This window comes from Bartonella sp. B17 (genome assembly GCF_053795755.1).
On the sequence record NZ_CP200032.1, the window covers coordinates 1,246,344 to 1,270,444 of the forward strand.

At 33.9% G+C, this 24,101-nt stretch carries 17 protein-coding genes, 2 tRNA genes and 1 pseudogene; 12 read left to right on the plus strand and 8 right to left on the minus strand.

Annotated features, from left to right (window positions below; all coding sequences use genetic code 11):
• Window positions 1-53 precede the first annotated feature (53 nt).
• Together hflX and hfq are read right to left on the minus strand one after the other, a co-directional pair.
• A complete protein-coding gene (gene hflX / locus V4B18_RS05595) occupies window positions 54-1,343 on the minus strand; it encodes a GTPase HflX (protein ID WP_455475476.1) in 1,290 nt (429 codons plus the stop codon).
• Between the two features lie 105 nt (window positions 1,344-1,448).
• Window positions 1,449-1,688 (minus strand): RNA chaperone Hfq, encoded by a 240-nt coding sequence (gene hfq, locus V4B18_RS05600; protein WP_455474764.1) that lies wholly within the window; start codon window positions 1,686-1,688, stop codon window positions 1,449-1,451.
• A 711-nt stretch (window positions 1,689-2,399) separates the two neighbouring features.
• Here hfq and V4B18_RS05605 point away from each other — a divergent pair.
• The 7 genes from V4B18_RS05605 to V4B18_RS05635 all read left to right on the plus strand — a co-directional run bounded on the left by V4B18_RS05605 (window position 2,400) and on the right by V4B18_RS05635 (window position 15,007).
• Entirely contained in the window at window positions 2,400-6,962 is a 4,563-nt protein-coding gene (locus tag V4B18_RS05605; protein ID WP_455475477.1) for a hypothetical protein, read from the plus strand.
• A gap of 798 nt (window positions 6,963-7,760) precedes the next feature.
• Entirely contained in the window at window positions 7,761-10,073 is a 2,313-nt protein-coding gene (locus tag V4B18_RS05610) for an NADP-dependent malic enzyme (protein WP_455475478.1), read from the plus strand.
• A 145-nt stretch (window positions 10,074-10,218) separates the two neighbouring features.
• A complete protein-coding gene (locus V4B18_RS05615) occupies window positions 10,219-10,503 on the plus strand; it encodes an acyl carrier protein (protein ID WP_455475479.1) in 285 nt (94 codons plus the stop codon).
• A gap of 10 nt (window positions 10,504-10,513) precedes the next feature.
• Entirely contained in the window at window positions 10,514-11,689 is a 1,176-nt protein-coding gene (locus V4B18_RS05620) for a beta-ketoacyl-ACP synthase (protein ID WP_455475480.1), read from the plus strand.
• Between the two features lie 14 nt (window positions 11,690-11,703).
• Complete coding sequence (locus V4B18_RS05625) at window positions 11,704-12,978, plus strand: beta-ketoacyl-ACP synthase (RefSeq protein WP_455475481.1); 1,275 nt, start codon at window positions 11,704-11,706, stop codon at window positions 12,976-12,978.
• Between the two features lie 64 nt (window positions 12,979-13,042).
• Entirely contained in the window at window positions 13,043-14,071 is a 1,029-nt protein-coding gene (locus V4B18_RS05630) for a zinc-binding dehydrogenase (RefSeq protein ID WP_455475482.1), read from the plus strand.
• Between the two features lie 6 nt (window positions 14,072-14,077).
• Window positions 14,078-15,007 (plus strand): lipid A biosynthesis lauroyl acyltransferase, encoded by a 930-nt coding sequence (locus V4B18_RS05635; protein WP_455476543.1) that lies wholly within the window; start codon window positions 14,078-14,080, stop codon window positions 15,005-15,007.
• A 769-nt stretch (window positions 15,008-15,776) separates the two neighbouring features.
• On the opposite strand, the gene V4B18_RS05640 is transcribed toward V4B18_RS05635, so the two are convergent.
• Window positions 15,777-16,130: an iron-sulfur cluster assembly accessory protein gene (locus tag V4B18_RS05640; protein WP_455475483.1), complete on the minus strand. Its 354-nt coding sequence runs from the start codon at window positions 16,128-16,130 to the stop codon at window positions 15,777-15,779.
• 536 nt (window positions 16,131-16,666) lie between these two features.
• On the opposite strand from V4B18_RS05640, the gene V4B18_RS05645 reads away from it, so the two are divergent.
• A tRNA-Pro gene (locus V4B18_RS05645) sits at window positions 16,667-16,743 on the plus strand.
• A gap of 177 nt (window positions 16,744-16,920) precedes the next feature.
• Here V4B18_RS05645 and V4B18_RS05650 read toward each other — a convergent pair.
• Window positions 16,921-17,418: an Hsp20 family protein gene (locus V4B18_RS05650; protein ID WP_455475484.1), complete on the minus strand. Its 498-nt coding sequence runs from the start codon at window positions 17,416-17,418 to the stop codon at window positions 16,921-16,923.
• A gap of 255 nt (window positions 17,419-17,673) precedes the next feature.
• On the opposite strand from V4B18_RS05650, the gene V4B18_RS05655 reads away from it, so the two are divergent.
• The 3 genes from V4B18_RS05655 (at window position 17,674) to V4B18_RS05665 (ending at window position 19,782) form a co-directional block, all read left to right on the plus strand.
• Complete coding sequence (locus V4B18_RS05655) at window positions 17,674-18,591, plus strand: serine aminopeptidase domain-containing protein (RefSeq protein ID WP_455475485.1); 918 nt, start codon at window positions 17,674-17,676, stop codon at window positions 18,589-18,591.
• Between the two features lie 656 nt (window positions 18,592-19,247).
• Window positions 19,248-19,610, plus strand: a complete 363-nt coding sequence (gene cpdR, locus V4B18_RS05660) for a cell cycle two-component system response regulator CpdR (protein ID WP_455475486.1) — start codon at window positions 19,248-19,250, stop codon at window positions 19,608-19,610.
• 97 nt (window positions 19,611-19,707) lie between these two features.
• Window positions 19,708-19,782: transfer RNA gene (locus tag V4B18_RS05665), tRNA-Val, on the plus strand.
• Between the two features lie 782 nt (window positions 19,783-20,564).
• Here V4B18_RS05665 and V4B18_RS05670 read toward each other — a convergent pair.
• Complete coding sequence (locus tag V4B18_RS05670) at window positions 20,565-20,930, minus strand: hypothetical protein (RefSeq protein ID WP_455475487.1); 366 nt, start codon at window positions 20,928-20,930, stop codon at window positions 20,565-20,567.
• Window positions 20,931-21,531: 601 nt separating this feature from the next.
• Between V4B18_RS05670 and V4B18_RS05675 the strand changes: the two are divergent.
• Window positions 21,532-22,567: pseudogene (locus tag V4B18_RS05675) on the plus strand (tyrosine-type recombinase/integrase).
• Between the two features lie 341 nt (window positions 22,568-22,908).
• Here the strand turns inward: V4B18_RS05675 and V4B18_RS05680 are convergent.
• From V4B18_RS05680 to V4B18_RS05690, 3 genes are all read right to left on the minus strand, one after another.
• On the minus strand, window positions 22,909-23,130 hold the full coding sequence (locus tag V4B18_RS05680) for a hypothetical protein (protein WP_455475488.1): 222 nt from the start codon (window positions 23,128-23,130) through the stop codon (window positions 22,909-22,911).
• 436 nt (window positions 23,131-23,566) lie between these two features.
• Window positions 23,567-23,704, minus strand: a complete 138-nt coding sequence (locus tag V4B18_RS05685; protein ID WP_455475489.1) for a hypothetical protein — start codon at window positions 23,702-23,704, stop codon at window positions 23,567-23,569.
• A gap of 60 nt (window positions 23,705-23,764) precedes the next feature.
• Window positions 23,765-24,067: a hypothetical protein gene (locus tag V4B18_RS05690; protein WP_455475490.1), complete on the minus strand. Its 303-nt coding sequence runs from the start codon at window positions 24,065-24,067 to the stop codon at window positions 23,765-23,767.
• Window positions 24,068-24,101 lie beyond the last annotated feature (34 nt).

The following is a 24,101-nucleotide window of genomic DNA, read 5'->3' on the forward strand; positions in this document are numbered from 1 at the left end:
AAGAAAAACGTAAATTTTTTTAAAAAAATATTCATAAATATATCAAAAAAACTTTAATTCATATTTTGTTTAATATATTCTAGTTGTTCTTTTGCCTCAGAGGTAAGCACTGCTTTAATGATAACAGACCCATCATCACGCCCTTCTTGAATTATTTCACTAGAATTTTCGTAAAACCAACTAATAAGTGGCATTTCATGAGATCTTAAAATATATTCGACTCTCTGCATTTCCCCAAAAATTCGCTTTTCAATCGCTATTAATAATTGATCCAACCCTTCGCTAGTTAACGCCGATATCATTAAAGCAGGATTCAATAATGTTTTTGCGCTTGTTTGCAAAGTGCTTAATGCGTTCTCATCCAATATATCAATCTTATTCCAAATTTCCATGATACGCTCTGTATCATCAATACAAACGCCAAGATTTGAAAGTACTTTTAAAACATCTTGGGCATGAATACGATGATCGAGATCTGACATATCTCTTACATGAAGAATTAAATCGGCTTCAATCACTTCTTCAAGGGTTGCTCTAAAAGCTGCAATCAAATGTGTTGGTAAATTAGAAATAAAACCTACAGTATCAGATAAAAGAATAGTTTTCCCATGAGGAAGGATAACTTTGCGTAAAGTTGGATCAAGCGTTGCAAACAACATATCCTTAGTTAATACATTTGCACCACTTAAACGATTAAAAAGAGTTGATTTTCCTGTATTGGTATATCCAACCAAAGCAACAATAGGATAAGATGTTTTTTTTCTTTGTGCTCTATGAAGAGCACGTGTTTTAACAACTGTTTCTAATTCACGACGAATGCGAATAATTTTATCTTGCAAAAGACGCTTATCCGCTTCAATTTGCGTTTCGCCAGGTCCACCTAAAAAACCACGCCCCCCACGTTGTCTCTCTAAGTGCGTCCAACTACGAACAAGCCTACTTTTTTGATAAGATAAATGCGCCAATTCAACTTGCAAAACCCCCTCTTTTGTTCGCGCACGATCTCCAAAAATTTCAAGAATTAAAGCTGTTCTATCAATAACTTTGCAATTCCATAATTTTTCTAAATTACGCTGCTGCACTGGCGTTAAAAAAGAGTCTACAATTGCAAGACCAATATGATGTTCATTTATATAATGGGCAAGCTCATTCACCTTACCCGCACCAAACAAAGTTGCAGGACGTAACGTAACGATATTGACTGTTTCATAATGAATAACTTCTAACCTTATAGCACGCGCCAACCCTAGCGCCTCTTTAAGCCGAGAAGACACGGAACACTCACGCAGCGTCTTTTCACTTTTCTTTCCATAAAAAATCGGTACTAAAACAACAGCACGCACTTAATTTATAACCTATAAATTTTGTATCCCTTTCCCATTTTTGTCTATTACGGCAATTGACATAGCATTTAAAACGGGATAGTGGTATAGGATGGGGTGGTTTATTTATTCAGAATTTTCACCTTCAAACATTTGTACAGGTTGCCCAGGCATGATTGTAGAAATTGCATGTTTATAAACCAATTGTACGTGTCCATCACGACGTAAAAGAACACAAAAATTATCAAATGACGTCACGATACCTGTTAATTTGACGCCATTCACAAGAAAAATCGTTAGAGAAATTTTTTGCTTGCGAAGCGTATTTAGAAATACATCTTGCAGATGTTGTGATCGTTCTGCCATTATTTTTGCACCTTTGTTTCGAATTGTATAAAATATCCGTGCACGCATATCGACTGAAAAATATCAAATTGTCAACGTAGTAGCATGAAAATTTAGCAAAATACTGCCTGGTATTTTAAAAAAAACTATTATTCAAGATAGCACCTATCTCAATTATAGAATTAGTCACCAAATATAAAAATTTGCTAACACTTTGCTTTTAAAAATTATTGTTAAAAGTATAATTTTTATTTTACGCTAAAACATTAATATATATTCAGCATATATGATGGATTCTAAAATATAAAAAATCGCGCACATTAAAAAATTAAACAGTAAACCTCTCTAAAAAATTACAAAAATTGATATAATTTACTTGTCCTTGATAAGGGTAAGATGGTGAAGTGTACGAGCACAAAAATATCTATACTTTGCTGAAATTTTTGGAATGCGATATACAGCTGTAATACCTATTTAATATGACACAAAGCTTATAATTTTACCCATTAAAATTGTAAACAGTATTTTTATTTTAACAAAAACTATATATTTAATTGTTTTTATTATATTTTTTATATTTTTTGCATAACAACAAAATTCGCGTTAACTTTATCTCGATAAGTTTTCACAATTTTGCCCTGAACATATTCCTTTCTAAATGATTAACGGCTAGTATATGGGAATCTCTAAAGGAAGATATATCCTTTTCCGTCTGTAAAGTACGAGGCGAATATGGCACGAAGAACCAAATTAAAAACATTTGAAGTTGAAGTTGAAGAAGCTTTAACGAAAGCTATGGATTTTGACTTTAATGACACGATGATTGAAACAATATCATCGAATGATTCAGAAAATGTCGTTAACGTGGATGATTTGGTTCAAAAAATTGCTATGGCAGAGGAAGAAATCTTATCTGAAAATGGCACTTCAATTCTTACTTCAAATATTCATGATAACACTGTTGTTGATGAATCGGTTGTTGAACAGATTTTTTCCCAAAAAACAACGCATGAACTTTCTGGTGGAACCGTATACAATACGTTATTATCTGCACAACCTTCTCCCGCCAATGATGACATAACAACTCCTTTAAATTTTGAACTATCAAAGCAAAAATCTTTCTCTCGTATCTACTGGAGTACAACAGCGCTTAGTGCTTTGTGGATAGCAGGGAGTGCTTTTATTGCTCATAAGTTAGCACCTGCTGGCTTTAATTCTTTATCGAATATTTTAGCTTTTCTTACATCTCCAACTGGATTAGCTGTAGCCGCAGGAACCGTAATCCCTACCCTTATGTTTTGGGGATTTGCTCAATTAACAAAACGTTCAAATGAATTACATAACATTGCTGTTCTTATGACAAATGCAGCACAACGTCTCAATGAACCGCAGTATATATCTGAAAAACAAGCTGTTGCTATAGGGCAGACCATTCGTGAAGAAGTGGCCGCAATGAACGAGGGTATCGAGCGTACTCTCGGGCGCGCTGTTGAACTTGAAGCTATCATACAAGGTGAAGTTCATAATCTGGAACAAGCTTATGCAGAAAATGAATCTCGCATTCATACGTTAATTAAAGAATTGAGCAATGAGCGTATTGCTATTTTAAATCATGCAGATCGTGTACAATCAGCAATTAAAGGAACACAAGAACAACTGAGTGATGAATTTGGTTTGGTCACATCTAAAGTTGTAACCAATGTTGAAAAGCTTGCGCAAACCCTCTCCCAAACTTTACAAAAACAGGGAGAAGATCTTATTTTGAAAATTTCTCATGCAGGCAATGGCGTAACAAACCAGCTTGTTGAAAAATTTAACGAGACTACAACAGAAATTAAGCACAAAAATACGGAATTTTTTCATGAATTAGGAAAAAACTTTGATGATTTTTCAAAACGTTTTGATAATAATGAAAAACAGATAGAAAAAACCTTTAATGAAACAGCTGCTAAAGCTGAAATGCATATTGCTAAAATTGCAACGCACATACACACTGCCACAGATCAAGCTTTGTATAGTGTCGATGAAAAATTTAAAGCGTTGGATGAAGCTATCATTGATCGCAATAATCAATCTTTGCAAAACTTTGATGAAAAAATTACACAATTTGACGAACGAGCGTCTAAACTTTCTTTAAAATTTAACGACATAACTTCAGAAGCTATTGAAGCTTTTGAAACTCGTTTAGCAAATGTTGATCTTTCTCTTAAAGAACATGGTAATTCTATAATTGATTCCTTCATGGCTCGCAGTCAAATTCTAGAAGATAATGCTGGGAAGCTTAGTGATTTCTTAGAAACTCACGCTTTAAAAATTAATGTTAATCTTGAGGAAAAAACAGCTAACATTGCTGATGTATTTACAAACGGGCAGAATAGTATCCTTTCTGCAATAAATAAAAGCAAAGAAGTTTTAAGAGACGAAATTAAAACTATAGATAACGCAATTGTTGATATTATACGGGAGCGCTCGCAAGATCTCAAATTACAGCTTTCTGATCAGCGAGACACGATAGCAAATATGCTTGATGGAGAAAAAGATAAAATCTCTGATATATTTAAAAATCAGATTGATTCTTTAGCTCAAAATACTTCAAATATTGAGAGGATTTTAACCGACAATGTTCAAATTATTGATCAACATACTGACAAACATATTGCAAATATAGTTCAACATACAGAAAAACTACAAGAAGTCATTGCGCAAAGCTGCAACGTAACTACAGAAGCTTTAGAAGCACAAGCTAGAAATATTGATATACGTGCTGATGCTTTACGTGACTCTTTAGCTATTAATAGTTTCTCTCTTAACGAAGTTCTTGCAGATCAAACACGCACACTCGAACAACGAATGGAAACAATTCATAATCTCATCGCCAAAAGCGATATACATGTTGATCTTTCATTAAAAAAACAGATAGACTTTGTTGAAAAGGCAATTTCTGCCAATAACAAAAGTATTACTGAAGCTGTTCAAAACCATATCAAAAATCTTGAAGGGCATACAGAAACCCTAAAAGATACTCTTTCTCAATCCAATGGCACATTCTTTGAAACTCTTGAAACACAAATGGGATCATTTGATGCAAATTTAGAAATTCGGGCACGCAAGATTTTTGAATGTGCGGCTACATTAGAGGAAACTTTATCTGAAAAACTTAATCAAGTATGTGAAACAATCGGAACGCAAACATCTGCTCTTGAAAAACATTCTGGTACCCTACAAAAATCAATCACTTTAAATAGTGAACAAAACCAAGCAGTTCAGCAAGCGTTAGAAACAAGTGTAGATAACATACGCATCACATTAGAAAATTCTGTTAATACAGTTACAGGTAACCTGCATAATGAAATTATAAAAGCCTCTGATGTTCTTTTTTCTGCGGGTGATTATATAGCTTCATCTGTTGCTAATGTTGCTGCAAAAGCAGAAGGTATTATCTCAGAATCTGGTAATCGTATTGTATCAAGTGTTAAACAAACAGTTTATGATACAAGTGACAAGGTTCTCTCTACTTTGTCTGAGCAAACAGCTCAAACTGTAGAGGCATTCGCAACAGCAAGTCATAATGCACAAATATTGCTGAATGAAACAATTCATACTTCAACAATGGAAATTGAGCAGATACTCAACGAACGCTGCAATGTTCTTCATGTTTCTATGCAGAATTTAAAAACCAATTTGGGCTATGAGCTTTCTGATGTAAGTAGTCGTTTAGAGGAAGCGAAGAATCATACAGCTATTCAAATTTCAGAACATGTTGAAAAACTTACAAAATTGACGAGTCATTTAAATCAAGTTGCGCACAACACAACTGAATCTATTGGTCATTTAACCCAGCATGTCAGTGAACAACTTTCTCTCTCAACACAAGATGCTGAACAAAGAATTTATGCACAAAATGAATCTTTAGTAAATACTTTGACACAAACCAATTCGGCAACACTTCAAACTGTAACAGCTATAAAGGAAGATCTGATCAATAATGTCTCTTCCGTCCTTGAGCAATTGAATCAATCAATTTATAGCATCCACGAAAATAGTAATGTTTTGATATCAGCAGTTCAAAATATTGATGGTCAATTTAATGAAACTGCAAATAATTTCTTCCACAAAACCAATCAAGTGGCAAAGCATTTATCAGCGTCAGGTCAAGCACTTCATGATAATGTGAATATTTTGCAAGGGCTCTCACAAGATACATTTAAACAAATCTCTGGTATAACAAACAGCTTCGGAAAACATGTTACAACGCTTTCTGAAACAATCCACGTTCTTGAACAATCTGAAAATACACTTAATGTAACACTTGAGGAAAAACACAATACTCTTTCTGCATTAATTAACGCTCTTGTCTCAAAATCTAGCGAAATAAGTCAGCTGATTGCACATTATGAAAGTGTTATAAACTCAGCATTTAATCGTACCGAGGAAAGTACGCGTAACTCTACATCTTCACTTCAGCAGTCACTTACTCAACTTATTAATGAGGCCTCAGCTCGTTTTTCAGGAGCAGCGGAGGATATACGTCGCTCAGCGGATGAAATGCGTTTAGAAATTTCAAAAATTAATAATAATATTGGTGATAATGTTCAAAAATTGCCAGAAAAGACAAAGGAAACGACGCACGCAATCCGTTATGCCCTGAATGAACAAATCACTGCGTTAAATGATTTGGCAAGTGTTACACAAGAAAGTAATCAAAGTAGCACAAAGCATCAATTGACACAGGTGGATACTATGTCGTCAACATCTCATAGAAATGGTAATGTCTCTTCCGAAGTCATAAAAAAGATAGTGCCACCAAAACCTATTTTGCAACAACAGCAAGGTAAAAGAAAACAAAATAAGTGGGTATCTAATCTTCTGAAGAGGGTTTCGTATGAAGAAGAAGGATATGGAACAACAGCTGAAGATCCTATTTTTTCACCAGTACAAACAAAATCTCATCCTGAAAACGAGTCTCTTAATTCGTTAGCAAAAAGTATATTACGAGCTATAAACCACAATGCTATTGTTGAATTATGGGATCATTATCGGCATGGACAGATCAATATTGTACCAGAACACCTTTATACCTTAAATGGAAAAACAACATTTGAAATGATTAAGAAAAAATATATGGGAGACATTACTTTTAAGCGTTCAGTTAATCAGTACATTACAGATTTTGAAAAAGTATTACGCGATGTAGCTCGTAATTCTGGGAATTCCCGCTCAGTTCAAAAATATCTGGTATCAGATACTGGGAAGGTTTACACTATGCTTGCTCATGTAAGTGGACGTATTCGATAAATAATAGAAAAGTGGAAAATAATATTTTTTCCACTTTTTTCTTTATTTGTTTTCATTACTCGTAATTATTTAATATGTTGATTATAATTATAAAACAGTATACAGAAACTTAAATAAACGTTTAACATTGAGTTTTTTAACATCTTGACAATAACCATATTTTAAATAGTTACTTAATTATTGAACAGATTACTGTTTTATACAAATAGTGCATACTCACCTGCCCTTGCTATTTTTTTTATCCTTTTTTTAAAGTATAAACTTCATTTATAAAATTCTTAATTAAATTTTCTTATATGTCTGTGCTACCGCTTTTATCATTATCAAAATTTATTTTATTAATATATTTAAGGAATTTTATAATTATAAAGACATATTGTTATTTAATATAATAACAATAATGAATTTCATGATACAAATAATTATAAAAATTTTAAAATTTATTTATGAAACAATATATTAATTTTTATAATAAAAAATAATATATATACTTATAAAAATTATTTTTATTATAATATATTTCATATAAATATAAAAAAATAATTGCACAATAAGACAGTTATCAATAACACTTTAATAATTTTAAAATTTATACTAAAGAAAAAATAATAGTTTTGATGTCAAAAAAATTATCTACTAGCACAAATCAAAAAAAATATGAAACAATTAAAATACAGAAAAATTTGCTCAGGAACGTACATTTTTGTATTCAGCTAAAGCAGAACTTATAAATCAACAAAATACATCATAAATGAGAACACTATATAACAAACGTATATTAACTTGGATATCGTAAAAATGTCTAAAGAACAAAAAAATAACTTCAGTTTACCAAAAACTGAACTTGACAGTGCAGCGCTCTTTTATCATCAACATCCAAAGCCCGGAAAATTAGAAATCCAAGCAACAACACCTCTTGACAATCAACGTGATTTAGCCCTTGCTTATTCTCCTGGTGTTGCTGCTCCATGTCTTGCAATTCATAAAGATCCAAATCTTGCTGCTCAATATACTTCCCGTTCTAATTTAGTAGCTGTTATAACAAATGGCAGTGCCGTTCTTGGATTGGGAAATATTGGCCCACTTGCATCAAAACCAGTTATGGAAGGAAAAGCTGTTTTATTCAAAAAATTTGCAAATATTGATGTTTTTGATATTGAAATTGATGCACTCAACATTGAAAAAATGGTGGAAACCGTATCTGCTTTAGAACCCACATTTGGTGGTATTAATCTTGAAGATATTAAGGCGCCTGAATGTTTTGAAATAGAGGAAAAACTTCGTGCCAAAATGAATATTCCGGTTTTTCATGATGATCAACATGGAACTGCCATTATTGTTTCTGCCGCTGTGCTAAATGCATTAAATCTTGCTGGCAAAAAAATTGAAAACGCAAAAATAGTTTCTTCAGGTGCAGGTGCTGCAGCTTTAGCTTGTATCAATCTTTTGGTTCGTCTTGGAGCAAAAGTTGAAAATATTTGGCTTAGCGATTTAGATGGAGTCGTTTATGAAGGACGCAAGACACTTATGGATCGCTGGAAAGTTATTTATGCACAAAAAACTGATGCACGGACTTTATCCGAAATTATTGATAACGCAGATATTTTTTTAGGTGTTTCAGCAGGTGGTGTTTTAAAACCTGAATATTTAAAAAAAATGGCTCCAAATCCATTAATTTTAGCACTTGCTAATCCAACACCAGAAATTATGCCAGAAGAAGCTCGCGCTGTGCGGCCAGATGCGATGATCTGCACAGGACGCTCTGATTATCCTAATCAAGTCAATAATGTTCTTTGTTTTCCTTACATCTTCCGCGGCGCATTAGATGTCGGCGCCACCGCTATCAATGAAGAAATGAAAATGGCAGCAGTTTATGCTATTTCTGCTCTTGCCCGTGAAGAATCTTCAGATGTTGCGGCACGTGCATACTCAAAAAAACCACCAAGTTTTGGACCTGACTATCTTATTCCTTCCCCCTTTGACCCTCGCTTAATACTACGAATAGCTCCAGCTGTTGCTAAGACAGCAATGGAAACTGGTGTAGCACTCCGACCAATTGCAGATATGGAAGCATATCATGATGTCCTTAATAGATTTGTGTTTCGTTCTGGTTTAACGATGAAACCTGTTTTTGCTGCCGCAAAAACAGCAAAACGTAAACGTGTGGTTTATGCTAATGGTGAAGATGAACGCGTACTTCGTGCGGCACAAATTGTTCTTGAAGAACAAACTGCAATTCCTCTCCTCATTGGTCGTCCACATGTTATAGAGGCAAGATTAAAACGCTTTGGTTTAAAAATTCGTCCTAATGTAGATTTTGAACTTATAAATCCAGAAAATGATCCACGTTTTCATGATTATGTTAACTTATTTTTTCGTTACACAGGAAGACGTGGTGTCTCACCTGAAGTTGCAAAAACAATCGTGAGAACTTCAACAACAGCTATTGCTGCTCTTGCAATAATGCGTGAAGAAGCTGATGCGATGATTTGCGGTTTAGAAGGACGTTTTGAGCGTAATTTTGAATTGATTGAACAGATTATTGGACTTGATCCCGATGTTAGCCTCTTTTCTTCTGTTAGTTTGCTTATCTCTTCACATCGCACTCTTTTCTTTACAGATACTTACGTTAATGAAAATCCTTCTGCAGAAGAAATAGCAGAAATGACCGTATTAGCAGCCAAAGAAATTGAAGCATTTGGTATAACCCCAAAAGCTGCATTATTATCACATTCAAATTTTGGCTCAAAAAATACAAAAAGTGCATGTAAAATGCGTCATGCAACCGAAATTCTTGCTAAATTATATCCAAATTTAGAAGCTGATGGGGAAATGCACGGTGATACTGCACTTTCTGAAATCTTTCGTAACCGTGTTTTTCCTGATTCACGTCTCAAAGGTGAAGCTAATTTACTTGTCTTTCCAACGCTTGATGCAGCCAATATTGCGCTCAATCTTGTTAAAGATTTAACGAACGCACTTCATGTTGGCCCTATTTTGATTGGAGCTAAACGTCCTGCGCATATATTAACGCCTTCAGTAACATCGCGGGGAGTTGTTAATATGACAGCTCTTGCGGTACTTGCTGCAAATAGAAAAAAAATTGCATAATAAGATAAATGAAAATAAGCTTATTTGACATACCGAAAAGGTAACCATGCTATAGATTTAATCTTTTTTTATAAAGAAAAAAAGATTAAGAAAATAGTGTTAAAGTATTTTTTTAATTTACAACCCTATGATAAGGAATCACACATTGTCCTCTACGTTTGATAAAGTTGCTGATATTATCGCAGAAATAAGCGAAATTGATCGCAGCATGATCACATCTGAAAGCCATACAATCGACGATTTGGGAATCGACAGTCTTGATTTTCTTGATATTGTCTTTGCCATTGACAAAGTTTTTGGAATTAAAATTCCACTAGAACAATGGACGCAAGAGGTTAATGAAGGTACTGTTGCAACAGAAGAGTATTTTGTACTTAAGAATCTTTGTGCAAAAATTGATGAACTCGTTGCTTTAAAGCAAGCTAATTAATTTCTTTGCCATGCATGACCAAGCTGTATTTATAACCGGTATAGGAATTGTAAGCTCTCTTGGCGAAGGGATTGATCGTCATTGGGATATTTTAAATGATTCTACAATCACACCAAACCTCGATTATACAACTTTTTCTCCCTACCCTGTTCATCAATTAGTTGAAGTCGACTGGAATTTACAGATTCCTAAAAAAAATGATCAACGACAAATGGGAACATGGCAACGCCTTGGTGTTTATGCGGCCGGACTTGCCCTTGACGATGCAGGTATGAAAAATAATGAACAATTAACATCGACAATGGATATGATTGTTGCAGCAAGTGGAGGAGAACGTGATATTGTTGTCGATACACAAATTCTCTCTCAAGCACGCACAGCTGCTGATCATGCTTCCATGTTAAATTTAGCTCTTTCTACTGAACTTCGTCCAACTTTGTTTTTAGCACAACTTTCAAATCTTTTAGCTGGAAATATTTCAATTGTTCATAAAGTTACTGGATCTTCTCGCACCTTCATGGGAGAAGAAGGCAGTGGGCTTTCTGCTATTCAAATTGCTGCTGCTCGTATTCGATCAGGACAAAGTACTCATGTATTGGTGGGAAGCTCTTATAATGCACAAAGTTATGATATGCTATTAGCGCATGAACTTGGAGGTCTCTTGACTCGTGAGAGATGGGCACCAGTATGGGAGCGAAAAAGTTGCATTGGTGGTGGCATTATAACTGGCTCTGGCGGTGTCTTTTTGGTTCTTGAAAGTGGAGAACACGCAAAAAAACGTAATGCGCGTGCTTATGCTGAAATTAACCAAATTATCACAGATCAAACAGATCGAACAAAAATTTTGCTTAAAGAATCAATTGCAACAATGTTACAAACAATGAAAGCTGAAGCCGCTTTGACTATTTCAGCTGCTTCAGGATTTCATGAAGTGACACAAGCAGAACAAAGTGCTCTTGATGATGCTAACATGTTTTATCGCGGCATAACAACATTATTTGGTTATATGCGGGAAGCACAATTTCCTTTAGCACTTGCAATTTCTGCTATTGCTATTGAAAAAAAATGCAGTTTTCCAGCATTAAGTATCGATGAAAAACCTTATTTTGAAGAAGTACATGAAGCATTTGTTACTACCGTTGGAGTTAAAAGAGCTGAAGGTATAGTACGCTTAACTGCTGCTTAAGGGGAAATTTGATAGTGAAATATAATGATCATCTTGGACGTCCACTTGTCGCAATAACTGGAGCAGGAGTTGTAACATCACTGGGGCAAGGTAAATATAAAAATTGGCAAAAATTGACAAATGGTGTTAGCGGCATCCATAAAATAACACGCTTTCCTGTTGAAGGATTAAATACACGTATTGCTGGAACCGTTGATTTTCTGACAGAAAGCACACTTGGTGCTTCTGCGCTCTCTGAAAAACTTGCTGATCTAGCTGCAAAAGAAGCTTTAGAACAAGCAGCTCTTGATAAAACAAATTTTGATGGATCGTTATTTTTAGCAGCTCCTCCTGTTGAACTAGAGTGGGAAGCACGCTTTTCTCTCAGTCAAGAAGGAGCATTCAATAACAAGCCTTCCTATGAACATCTTCTTGAAGTTTGCAGTCATAACCCCCACGAAAAATTGTTTGAAACCACACAATTTGGTGCCATCGCAGAAAAGCTTCAAAAAAAATTTGGAACAAAAGGACTTCCTGTTACACTTTCAACTGCTTGCGCATCTGGTGCAACAGCAATCCAATTAGGCGTTGAATCTATTCGACGAGGAGAGACAAATCGTGCACTTACAATCGCTACCGATGGTTCAGTTTCAGCAGAATCTCTCATCCGTTTTTCACTATTATCTGCTCTTTCAACCCAAAATGATCCTGCAGAAAAAGCTGCAAAACCATTTAGCCGTGACCGAGATGGTTTTGTTATGGCAGAAGGGTCAGGTGCTCTTGTTCTTGAATCTCTCAAAAGCGCATTAGATCGTAACGCAACAATTTTAGGAATTTTGGCAGGTTGCGGAGAAACAGCAGATGATTTTCACCGTACGCGTTCAAAACCTGATGCATCACCAGCTATTGAAGCAGTTTGCAAAGCTTTAAAAGACGCCCAAATAACCATCAACGAAATTGATTATATTAATGCACATGGAACTTCAACACCTGAAAATGAAAAAATGGAGTATCTTGCGTTATCAACAGTCTTCGGCGATATCTTAGAATATATTCCAATCTCTTCTAATAAATCAATGATTGGTCACACATTAACTGCAGCCGGCGCTATAGAAGCTGTCTTTTCACTTTTAACCATTCAATCGGGAATTCTTCCTCCGACAATCAATTACGATAATCCTGATCCTACTATTCCTTTAGATGTTGTTCCTAATTACAGTCGAAAAGCTTGCGTCAATGCGGTTTTATCAAACTCTTTTGGATTTGGCGGTCAAAATACGAGTCTTATTATTACAGCATATAAAGGTTAATTCTTGTAATAATTAAACGTCATAATACTTAAGTTGATAGCATATATATTAAAGAGGGACGATAATGCGTGCACTGCAACTACTTGATGAGCGCCAACTTAAAATTACTGATATTGCGCCACCTCCACCACCAAGCCCTAATGAAGTAACAGTGCGTATAAAAGCTGTTGCCCTTAATCATATTGATGTATGGGGATGGCGTGGTATGGCTTTTGCTAAAAGAAAAATGCCACTCATAATTGGTGCAGAAGCTTCTGGTGAGATTGTTCAATTTGGGAGTAATGTTAAAAATTTACAACTTGGACAACTTGTTTCAATTTATGGGGCACAAACCTGCGGGCTATGCCAAGCTTGTCGTGAAGGACGCGATAATCTTTGCAATGATGTAAAAGGCATTTACGGTTTTCATTTTGATGGCTTTGCATGTGAGCTTGTAAATTTGCCTGCGCGTTTATTGGTTCCAGCTCCTTCTAAATGTAATGAACTACAAGCAGCTGTTGCTCCAATTACATTTGGCACTGTAGAGCACATGCTTTTCGATAACGCAAAACTACAAGCAGGAGAAACAATTTTGATACACGCTGGTGGTTCTGGTATTGGCTCAGCAGCCATTCAACTTGCAAAACATATAGGATGTAAGGTTATCACTACCGTAGGATCAGATGACAAAATTACAAAGGCACAATCTCTTGGAGCCGATCATGTTATTAATTACCGTAAAGACCGTTTTGAAGGTGTTGTACGCAAATTAACTCAAAAAAAAGGAGTTGATGTTGTTTTTGAACATGTTGGAGCCGATACATGGAGCGGTTCTTTGTTATGTATGAAACGAGGAGCACGTTTGGTAACTTGTGGATCTACTTCAGGTGTTTCAGCACCTATTAATTTAATGCAACTATTTCAGCAACAACTGAAAATATTCGGTTCATTTGGTTGCCGTATAGAAAATATGCAAAACTCTATGAAAAAAATGGCACAAAAAGCTGTACATCCTGTCATTGATACAATTGTTGGATTTGAAGAAATTGATACAGCTTTAAAACGAATGGAAGGTCGTGATATTTTTGGTAAAATTATTCTTGAAATTAATTAAATCATGATGAAGTCTTATATTCAAAAATTTGTGTATCGTATTAAAGTTATAACTAAAAATTTATCTTATTGGTTATGGGGATATGTTTTAATTGGCTCTTTATCTGCTCTAAAATATGTTCCTACCAATATGGGATTTTCCTTTTTTCCTTGGTTAGCAAAAACATTCGGTCCTCTTACACATCGTCATAAAATTGCGCTAGAAAATCTTAAAGCGGCATATCCAGAAAAAACAGAACAAGAACTTTATACGATTGCCATAGAAATGTGGGAAAATATAGGACTCTTTCTCGCAGAGTATGTTTTTCTTGATAAAATTTTTGACTTTGATCCCAATGCCGATCAGCCTGGTCTCATTGAGGTTAAGGGAGAAGAAATATTCCAGCGATTAAAAAATGAAAAAAAACCTCATATTTTTTTTACAGCCCATACTGGAAATTTTGAGCTTCTTCCGATATGCGCACAAAGTTTTGATCTCGATGTTACAGTACTATTTAGACCTCCCAATAATCCCTATATTGCAAAACGCGTCCTCAAAGCTCGACAAACTTCCATGGGACATCTTGTCCCATCTAAAGCCGGTGCAGCTTGGGCATTAGCAGCAAAATTAGCAGAAGGTAAAAATGTTGGCGCACTTGTTGATCAAAAATTCCGCCGCGGCATTTTGGGAACATTTTTTAACAGACCACTAAATACCAACCCTTTAATTATAAAGCTTGCTCGTCAATATGATTGTGATATTTATCCAGCACGCTGTATTCGTTTAGCCAGAAGGCGACATCGTTTAGAATTATACGAACGTGTGGAGCTTCCCCGTGATGAAAAAAATGAAATCGATCTAGTTGCCTCTACGCAAAAATTAAATGATATTGTTGAATCTTGGGTACGTGAATATCCTGGTCAATGGATGTGGTTGCACAGACGTTGGGATAGCTAGTATACTATATTTATAAAAAGTATGAAGTATTTTAGCATCTATAAATATTAATACTATAACTGCAACTGTTGTAATGTCGCAAAATCACGATAACGGTTGTATCTGAAATATAAAGTAAACGTTTGCATCACTTATACTCTACTTCCTCGAAGAAGTTTATGAAGTCATCAATGCTATTGAATAGAAAAACCAAATAGATATTTGCGATGAGTTTAACGCTCTTCTTTTATAAATTGTCTACCATACTAATATTGCAGAAAAGAAAGAAGTTTTACTTTTGAAGATGCTATATACAATTACTGCAAAAATGATTTAAATAATGAGTTTACAAATTGATTCCGCAATAAGTACTCTTTAAAAAGTAGAGTAGCTTCAACTAAAAGATAAAAAACGCTCGCTTTATAAAAAGAAGCTGCTAAAGTAGATTTTGATTAGCATAAGAACATAAAATTTTTGCAAAAATCGAAGAAAAATTCCATGAACTCAAAAAAGCAATAAAAAATAGTAAAATTTCAAATATAGAAAAAAAATTAGACAGCCTCTATTTTAACCTACTTAATTTTGCACGCTACTTGCATATTGATTCATAAAAAGCATTAAAAAAGTAAATATAAAATTTTAAAACTTTTTTAACTATATTGAAGAAAATTTACTTATTCAATCTAAAAAATGATTAATGCATCTTTAAAAGAAATAGAAGGCCTTTAAAATAAAGTCAAAAACAAAAAATAACGCAATCTCAATAAAATCAATGAGATTTATTCGTTTCTTAATTTTGCAAAGCAGAACGAAGTTCCACCGATTCACCACACCCACATGCGGAAATTTGGTTAGGATTTTTGAATACAAAACCAGAACGAAGTGTTGTCACTTCATAATCTACCTGCGTTCCTAATAAAAACAATACTGCGTCGCGTGCTATAAAAACGCGAGCACCATTAATTTCAACAACATCCGCATCTAACATCTCTTCATTTACAAGAGTAACTGTATATTCCATCCCCGCACAGCCACCTTTCTTAATACCAATAAGAATACCACGCGCATTTTTTGCATTCATAATATCCTTAACACGATCAACTGCGGCTTCTGTCAAATTTATTACCGAAAAATAACGACCCATTATTTACTCTTTTCTTACTAAATAAGCTACTTTAAAATTTTAAACAGTTTTATCTGCTATATCTTACTTATCTGGTATATTAAGAACAAAACAACAAGATATAAAATGAAATATTTTGATCTTTTTTGTGAAAATAAAACTCTATATGAGAAAAATAAAACTCGCAATTGTGTTCTTATTCCAGTTTTTATTTCACTATTTTTTTTCATAAATGAAGCAAAGTACCTACTCCACGAAAATTAATAACAGAAAAATTTTTAATACCATGCATACATTATTACACAAGAAAAATTGTTTACCTTTCTTCAAAATATACTTTAAATAATGGAATATGCATATAATATTACAAAAAATTAATAATAATCAATAAGTTAATAATTTAATTCTTATTTTAAATTAATAAAAAATATTAATGTGCAAAATTTAATTTTTACTTCCATCAGCTCTTTTTAAAATAGCAAAAGTATTTTAAATTGTATTCTTCTTATTTTTTTCTTGCCTTTAAAGAGACACTCGTTTAGTCGTTTTGCACCATTCGGAGCGTAGCGCAGCTTGGTAGCGCACTTGACTGGGGGTCAAGGGGTCGTGGGTTCGAATCCCGCCGCTCCGACCATTTTTGAACTGTGTGTTAAAAAGTCATTCTATTTTTTAATATACGATAATGTGTACTGGTATCACTGCCCATAACTTTTAGTAAAATGCTTTTTGTTTAAATAGTATTCCTTCTAATAAAAAGACAAAAACGCGAGACAAAAGTCTCGCGCCATTTCGTTATTCAAAAAATTTATAACTATTCAGTTTTTAAACCTTCTGAACTTGCTTTACGTATATTATAACTGTTACCGTTTTTTGCAGAAGATAGAGACGCCTGCACAACTATCTTTCTTGGTTTTAGTTCAGCCGGCATTTCTCTTTTAAGCTGAATATGCAGAAGGCCATCACCGAGCTCTGCTCCAATAACCTTAACATGATCAGCCAAATGAAAACGCCGTTCAAAAGCACGAGAAGCAATACCTCTATAAAGGAACTCTCGTCCTTCATCATCGTTTTCAGGCGCTCTCTCCCCTTTTACAATTAGCTGGTTGCAATGCGTTTCGATATCGATTTCATCCTGAGCAAAACCGGCAACAGCCATAGAGATCCTATAAGAATCCTCGGTTAAACGTTCAATATTATACGGCGGATAAGAAGAAACATCATCTGGTTGCGTTCTGGAATCAAACCAGTTTAAAAGATGATCAAAGCCTACTGTTGAACGATAAAATGGTGAAAAATCTACTTGACGCATAATACTGCCCTCCTTTAGAGCGACTATAAACTGACTCACAAAGTTCCCAAATGGCAAACCTGCCTGTGAACCAACAGACCCATCGTGGCGACTGCACACTCTATTTGGTAATTGTTTTTTTTATTTCAACTCTTTTTTCTTTCATTAAGCAACATGACCGTTTCTTAACTTTTCATTATATGACATTAATGTAAGCTCTTTACTCATCTCATCTTGCATTAAATGATAAAATATACCATACATAAAGGATATTAATTGAAAACACTTTTTTATTCCATAAATTGGAGTTCTCCTCCTCTCAATATCTGTAACAATCACCTTAAAACAACCATTGATCGTGAAATTCGTTTTGTGATAACACGTCCTGAAACAGAAAAATCAAAAGGAACAATTGTTATTCTCGAAAGCTATGCAAATTCTATAGAGGAATATCTTTCGCCTATGAATGAAATATCTAAGCGCGGCTTTTATACGGCAATCTTTGATTGGTTTGGCAGAAAAGAATCACAACGCACGACAATAAAAAAAAGCCGAAAAAATTATTTTGATATTAATAATGATATTAGCGATTTAGATAAATTTCTTCAAAATATTGTGTACTCTAATTGTCCATCACCTTACTACATACTAGCTTATGGCATGGGTGGATTAATAGCGCTTAATGGACTGGATATTATTAACCATAAATTTAGTAAAATGCTTTGCGTTTCTCCTCTTTTTGCTCCATTTGGCAATAAAACAAATGGCTTTCAGCATAAATTAACGCAATTCCTTTCTGATATAGGTCTTGGATTTTTACCAGCTAAAGGCGGAAAAAAATTAAAACAAAAAAACACACCACTTTTACGCATTAATAAAGAATCTTCGCTTTCTCATTCTCTTATCCCCCCTCCAACATCCCGATGGATGGCATCAGTATTCAATGCAATTGATATTATGAAAAAAAATATACTTAATGGGCATTTAAAGATCCCAACATTGTTTATTCTTGCTAATCAAAACAATATTACAAACAATATTGAGGTGCGACAATTATGCCAACATACACGTATGACAGACAGCATTACAATTACTGGAGCTGAACTTAATACTATTATGCACGAAGAACATCACAAAAAACAATTTTGGGCTGCATTTGATGCATTTATTCCTAATGATAAATCTATAACGTAATATTTTTTAATAAATCAATTATTTAATTAACTATAAAAATTATTTAATTTTTAAAGTAAAAATATATGAGCAATATTTTATTTAATAATAATTTTATATTAAAGATTTAAAAAAACTAATCTATACTTTTTTAAAATTCTAAAATTACTTCAAATTTATAATTTATATAAAATAAAATCAAAATATTAAAACTTATTATATTTAATTATAAAATAAGAAAATCATTATATTTATTATAATGCATATTCGTAAAAACACAAGACAAACAAACAGCATAAAATTTTACACTGCAGCGTGATTTTTTAAAAATAGAAAACCAATATAATATTTTTTGATTCGCCCATATTAGCATTCTTTCAATTGAACATTCCTTACAAAATTTTGTAGCTATAATCTCTCAAAAATAAATAAAGAAAAGAACCTTGATAATTAACCAAGCTTAGAATATTTACCTACCGTTCTCTTTTTCAAGAATGCATACATTTCGAATTTAACCAACTGAAAACTAATTTTTGTATTCTTGACAAATATACAAGAATTAACCATTTTGCCATTAATTTCAGTTATAAATATTTTATCACTTTTTTTATAAATACTCTATATTGTATAGATCAATGTGGCAAAAACTCTGAAAATGGAGCAATTGGAACATAATCATGAAACGAATCTTGCTCGCAGAAGATGATAATGATATGCGTCGCTTTTTAGCGAAAGCCTTGGAACGCGCAGGCTATGAAGTCGCTGATTTCGATAATGGAGCCAGCGCATATGAATGTTTGCAAGAAGAGCCATTTTCTCTTCTTCTAACTGATATTGTAATGCCAGAAATGGATGGAATTGAATTAGCACGACGTGCCACCGAAATTGACCCCGATTTACGAGTGATGTTTATCACTGGTTTTGCAGCAGTTGCGTTAAATTCAAATAGTGATGCTCCTCCCGATGCAAAAGTGCTATCTAAACCATTTCACTTACGCGAACTAGTTAATGAGGTTGAAAAGATACTTATAGCTGCTTAAGAAGTTTTTTTCTGAACTATTCACGCTTAGTTAAATATAAAATTAAATTAGGCATTGACGTTTGTAATTCTATATGGTGTATGCAACATTATTAAGTGGGCGTGTAGCTCAGCGGGAGAGCACTACGTTGACATCGTAGGGGTCACAGGTTCAATCCCTGTCACGCCCACCATTTGCTTTTTTATAGAACTTAATAAGTTGATTTTATTCATTTTTTTTAAAGTAAGGGATACGTAAATAAAGGTAAGGGAATAGGATTTTTAAACGTACCTCTATAAAGCATATCCTTTTTGGCAAGTTTCTCTATTAATTGTTTTAGACTTTTTCGAATCTTGTTTTGAAAAGCGAGCCGTTATCCTATCAAACATACCATAGTTTAACAGTTAAGTGGATCAGAAGGATTCATCATAAAAACTTTCCAACAAGAACCAGCTTTTTTCCTTAACAAAGACGGCTATCTCTTTATCTAAAGCATATAATTCAATGACTTTTTCTTCCATGCCAACGAGTATAGACCTTTTGCCAAGTTCCTATAAAGGATAAAAAAGTTGACTAAACACCTAGTTATTTAGACATATCGAAAAGGCGCTCACAGTGATCAATACGAATTTGTATAAATATTTTATCAAATAATGTAAGCACCTAAAACCCCCCTTAAATGAAAACAAACATTCGTTCTAATGCTAGCAGAAATCTTTAGTTTTTGATTAATCATTGCTTAAAATGCATCAAGAAATTTTCCTTAAATTAAGCCTGTAATGTAGAAATAAATGCTTGATTTCTTAATTTGGCGTCTGCCAATAAGTCATACCAGTCTATTATTTCAATCGTTCCTCGCAATTTACTGTTTAGATTCATAATCCTTCCCCGACCATTAGCTGTTTCCTGCTAGCCAGCCGTCTGCTAATCAAACTCACCTTCAATATTAGCAATAATATAACAATAAAAAACGCACTAATCCGAAATTTTTATACTCTTATTATCGAATGTCTTTATGCGCTTTCCTCGAAGCTCAGCAAGGTATTTCCTGATTTGATAATCAGGAGAATAACCAGAGCTATATTGTATCTTTCCTGGTCTTTTAAATTCCACCAACATTAATTTGTCTAAATCTGTATCAGAAGAATACATGCTACCTAGAGCATGCACTTTATCGTAACAAAATAAATCAGGACGATTTTTTGCCGTACATTCCTCTATGATTTTATCAAATGGAACATCAGAAGAAAAATATCTGGTAAATGCTAACCTTTCATCAATAATCCACAAATCATGAGCCAAACTATCAAAAACTTGAGGATCATCACCCCGAACACGCATAGGGCAAATAAATGTATGTAATGTCTCTTCTAAATGCCCTACTTTTTGACCAGAATCAGTTTTTTTAACCTCTGTTATTAATTTTTCTAAAATATCAAGTACAACCTTACGACGTATAACATACTCTGCTAATTGTCTTTTTTCTTCATCTTTAACATCATTTGCAAGTTTAGAAAATTCATCTGAGAAACTCTTTGTGTTAGCTTCTCCTTTAGTAATTTTACTGTATATGTTTTCAATTCTCGTATTTCTATTTTTATCTTTTCTAAGCTTATAAATAGCTAATTCTTTAACAAAATTCTCTGGATCATTTGCAGATTTAGGAAGTTTTTTTAATAAGTTTTCATAACTATCAAAGTGATAAGAAGGATTCTCCTTACAAAACTTTTTTAAATTATCTAAACGTTCTTTTTTATATTCTTCATTTTCTTGGGAAAGAGTACCATCTAAAATATTATCAACAATGATGTGTGTAATATCTTTTAATACATTGCTCTTGAAAGAAAAATTAGTTCTTTCTTGATTAACTCTACCATCTTAATATTGACCACTTATACAACCATGATACACTAATCCTTGCTCTCTAAGATGTGAAGCTGCTATGCCAAAGCCAAGCCCTCCTCATCTTGTGAAAGAAATTACACGCCATGGCAAAACTCTATGCTATGTGCGTATTGGTCATGGGCAACGAATTAGAATCCACGGGATATATGGAACGCAAGAATTTGTTGACAACCATAAAAGCGCCCTAGCCCAATCACAAGGGCTCATACTTCCTAAATCCAAACCAGGGAAACTTGTTGAAGGTTCCTTTGCATGGCTCCTCAAACAGTATTTTAATAGCGCTAATTGGCATAACCTAGCTAAAACTACACAAAGACAAAAAGAACTCATTCTTATGAAAGTATGCGATACCATAGGAAATATTCCATACAGAGAAATTAAAAAAATGCATATCATAGCTGGTGTTGAACGGCGAAAAGAAACTCCAGCAACTGCTAGAAACTTTCTAAAAGCACTGAATGGTCTTTTTAAATGGACAATTGATCAAAATCTTCTGAAGATAATCCAGCCTCGAGCATAAAAAGACCACCTCTCAAAAACAAAGATGGATTTCCTGTGTGGACAGAAGAAGATATTGAGAAATATTATCAACGATGATCTATCAGTACGCATGAACGCGTCTGGATTGATGTTCTTCTTTATACCGGCTTGCGTCGTAGTGATGTAATACGAATTGGTTGGAAAGACGTAAATAATAATATTATCCATCTCAAAACAAAGAAGAGTAAATTCCAAACAGATGTTTTTCTTCCAATCTTGCCTGAATTAGCAGCAACACTTGAAATTAGTTCTATAGGAGATGAAACATTCATTTGTGGTAAAGGAGGAAAAAATTAACTAAAGAAAGCTTTGGTAATTTGTTTAGAGATGCTTGTAATGCAGCAGGAATAAAAAAATCAGCACAGGAATTGAGAAAACTAGCAGCAACACGCGCTACAAATTCAGGTGCAACAGTACCACAACTCAAAGCGATTTTTGGCTGGACAGAGGATAGGATGGCATCTCTTTACACGAAGAGCACTGACCGGAAAAAACTTGCTCTTGAATCAATCAAAAAGCTTCAAAAAAGTTAGGGATAGAGACAAAAAAACATAATAGAATCAATGATAAGAAAATCCCTTACTATTAATATAACTCATTGATTTTAATATAATTATACACGCCTGTCACGCCCAACATATTTTTTTAGCATTTAATACTTTGATTTTATTTACTTTTAAGAAATAAGGAATAAGATTTTCGAACGCATTTCTGTAAAGCGCGTCCTTTTTTATCGAGTTTTCTCATTGTTCGCTTAAATTTTTCCAAAAGTTTGTGTGTGGATTTAACTTTTACCAAATTTGGTACCAATTCATTAAAAACCTCAAAGGATCTTTTATATATCCTCGAAAAATGTTTTCTCTTTTGCTAAAAATCACAATTTGTGATAATCAACTCTTTGGCAATAAAATTTTTGAACTCCAAGTACATGAGATGTAGTGACCTCTTTTATATGGAATTGACTGAAGGTTTTTCGAATCTTTTGCATATCATTTAAAGAAAGAAGAAACTTGCCTTTTAATTGCGTAATTGCAAAAGAATCATAGCCATCAATAATTTTCTTGCTTGAATAAAGCTTTTCCGTAATAACCTTCAATATTCCAAATAAAGTGAATCAAGGTAAAATAAGATATTTGGATTATCATAACAAAGCATAAAATCTTATTAGTTTAAGTGTTCAATAGTACCTCTTACCAAGTATCGGCAAATAAGCTCCAATAAATACTTCAACTTTAAACTAATTAAATCGTATGCTTCGGCTAATTTCAGTGCAAAATATGTGATTAATAACTTTACCGTTAAAGCTTAATTTCTATAGATATAAAAACTGAAGAGCATGTTCCAAATCAGTTAAATCGTTTGTCTCTTATCAAAAGAGACGTTAAAATTTCCTGACGGCTGCTAATTTGGAACTTTAACAGATCCATAAATGACTAATAATAGCGTTGCAACATTTGAAAAAATTCATCACATCACCTGAGCAATTATTGATGATTTCAGCAGATGAAATTAATTTCTTTCTAAAAAAAATCTCACCCATTCCAAAGAGTTTTACGTAAATATTTTAAAGCCTCTACATCGCCAAGCAAAGCTTTCGCAACAAGAAAATGATCAACCAATTCGACAGCATCAAGTGCCTTAAGCTCAACAGACGACTCTAAAAATAACAAATTTTCTACATGAACGCTGCGTGATGTGATTGCGCCTTCACCGAACCTTTGGCACGCGCTTTAGCAATCACCAACTTGCCATCGCTCGACAGTTGCATGGCGCCCGCATTGTGGAAACCATAGAACCATGCATTTTGACCCCAGCGCCTTTATCATTGGCAATAATGCGAATCTGACCTGCATACATCCCGCAAAGATCACTAACTCCAAGCTTCCCTCACCCCCTCCATAATTTTTGACCTTATAGCCCATGCTCACAATACGATCAGGAAAATGATACCGCGCATAGGTATCATTCGCGTCATCACGATAAGTCTCCCAACCATGCTTTTTTAAAATTGCTGTGACATCTTTTGTTTTCATAAATCCCCCCCAAAAATCATTCATTCGTGTTGCA

Bases quoted from the DNA above. Each gene is read 5' to 3' on its own strand.
- V4B18_RS05630 (WP_455475482.1), top strand. From the start codon at position 13,043: ATGCGTGCACTGCAACTACTTGATGAGCGCCAACTTAAAATTACTGAT.
- V4B18_RS05605 (WP_455475477.1), top strand. From the start codon at position 2,400: ATGGCACGAAGAACCAAATTAAAAACATTTGAAGTTGAAGTTGAAGAA.
- V4B18_RS05650 (WP_455475484.1), bottom strand. From the start codon at position 17,418: ATGCGTCAAGTAGATTTTTCACCATTTTATCGTTCAACAGTAGGCTTT.
- V4B18_RS05670 (WP_455475487.1), bottom strand. From the start codon at position 20,930: ATGCGTGTTCGGGGTGATGATCCTCAAGTTTTTGATAGTTTGGCTCAT.
- hfq (WP_455474764.1), bottom strand. From the start codon at position 1,688: ATGGCAGAACGATCACAACATCTGCAAGATGTATTTCTAAATACGCTT.
- V4B18_RS05620 (WP_455475480.1), top strand. From the start codon at position 10,514: ATGCATGACCAAGCTGTATTTATAACCGGTATAGGAATTGTAAGCTCT.
- cpdR (WP_455475486.1), top strand. From the start codon at position 19,248: ATGAAACGAATCTTGCTCGCAGAAGATGATAATGATATGCGTCGCTTT.
- V4B18_RS05635 (WP_455476543.1), top strand. From the start codon at position 14,078: ATGAAGTCTTATATTCAAAAATTTGTGTATCGTATTAAAGTTATAACT.
- V4B18_RS05610 (WP_455475478.1), top strand. From the start codon at position 7,761: ATGTCTAAAGAACAAAAAAATAACTTCAGTTTACCAAAAACTGAACTT.
- V4B18_RS05640 (WP_455475483.1), bottom strand. From the start codon at position 16,130: ATGGGTCGTTATTTTTCGGTAATAAATTTGACAGAAGCCGCAGTTGAT.
- V4B18_RS05690 (WP_455475490.1), bottom strand. From the start codon at position 24,067: ATGAAAACAAAAGATGTCACAGCAATTTTAAAAAAGCATGGTTGGGAG.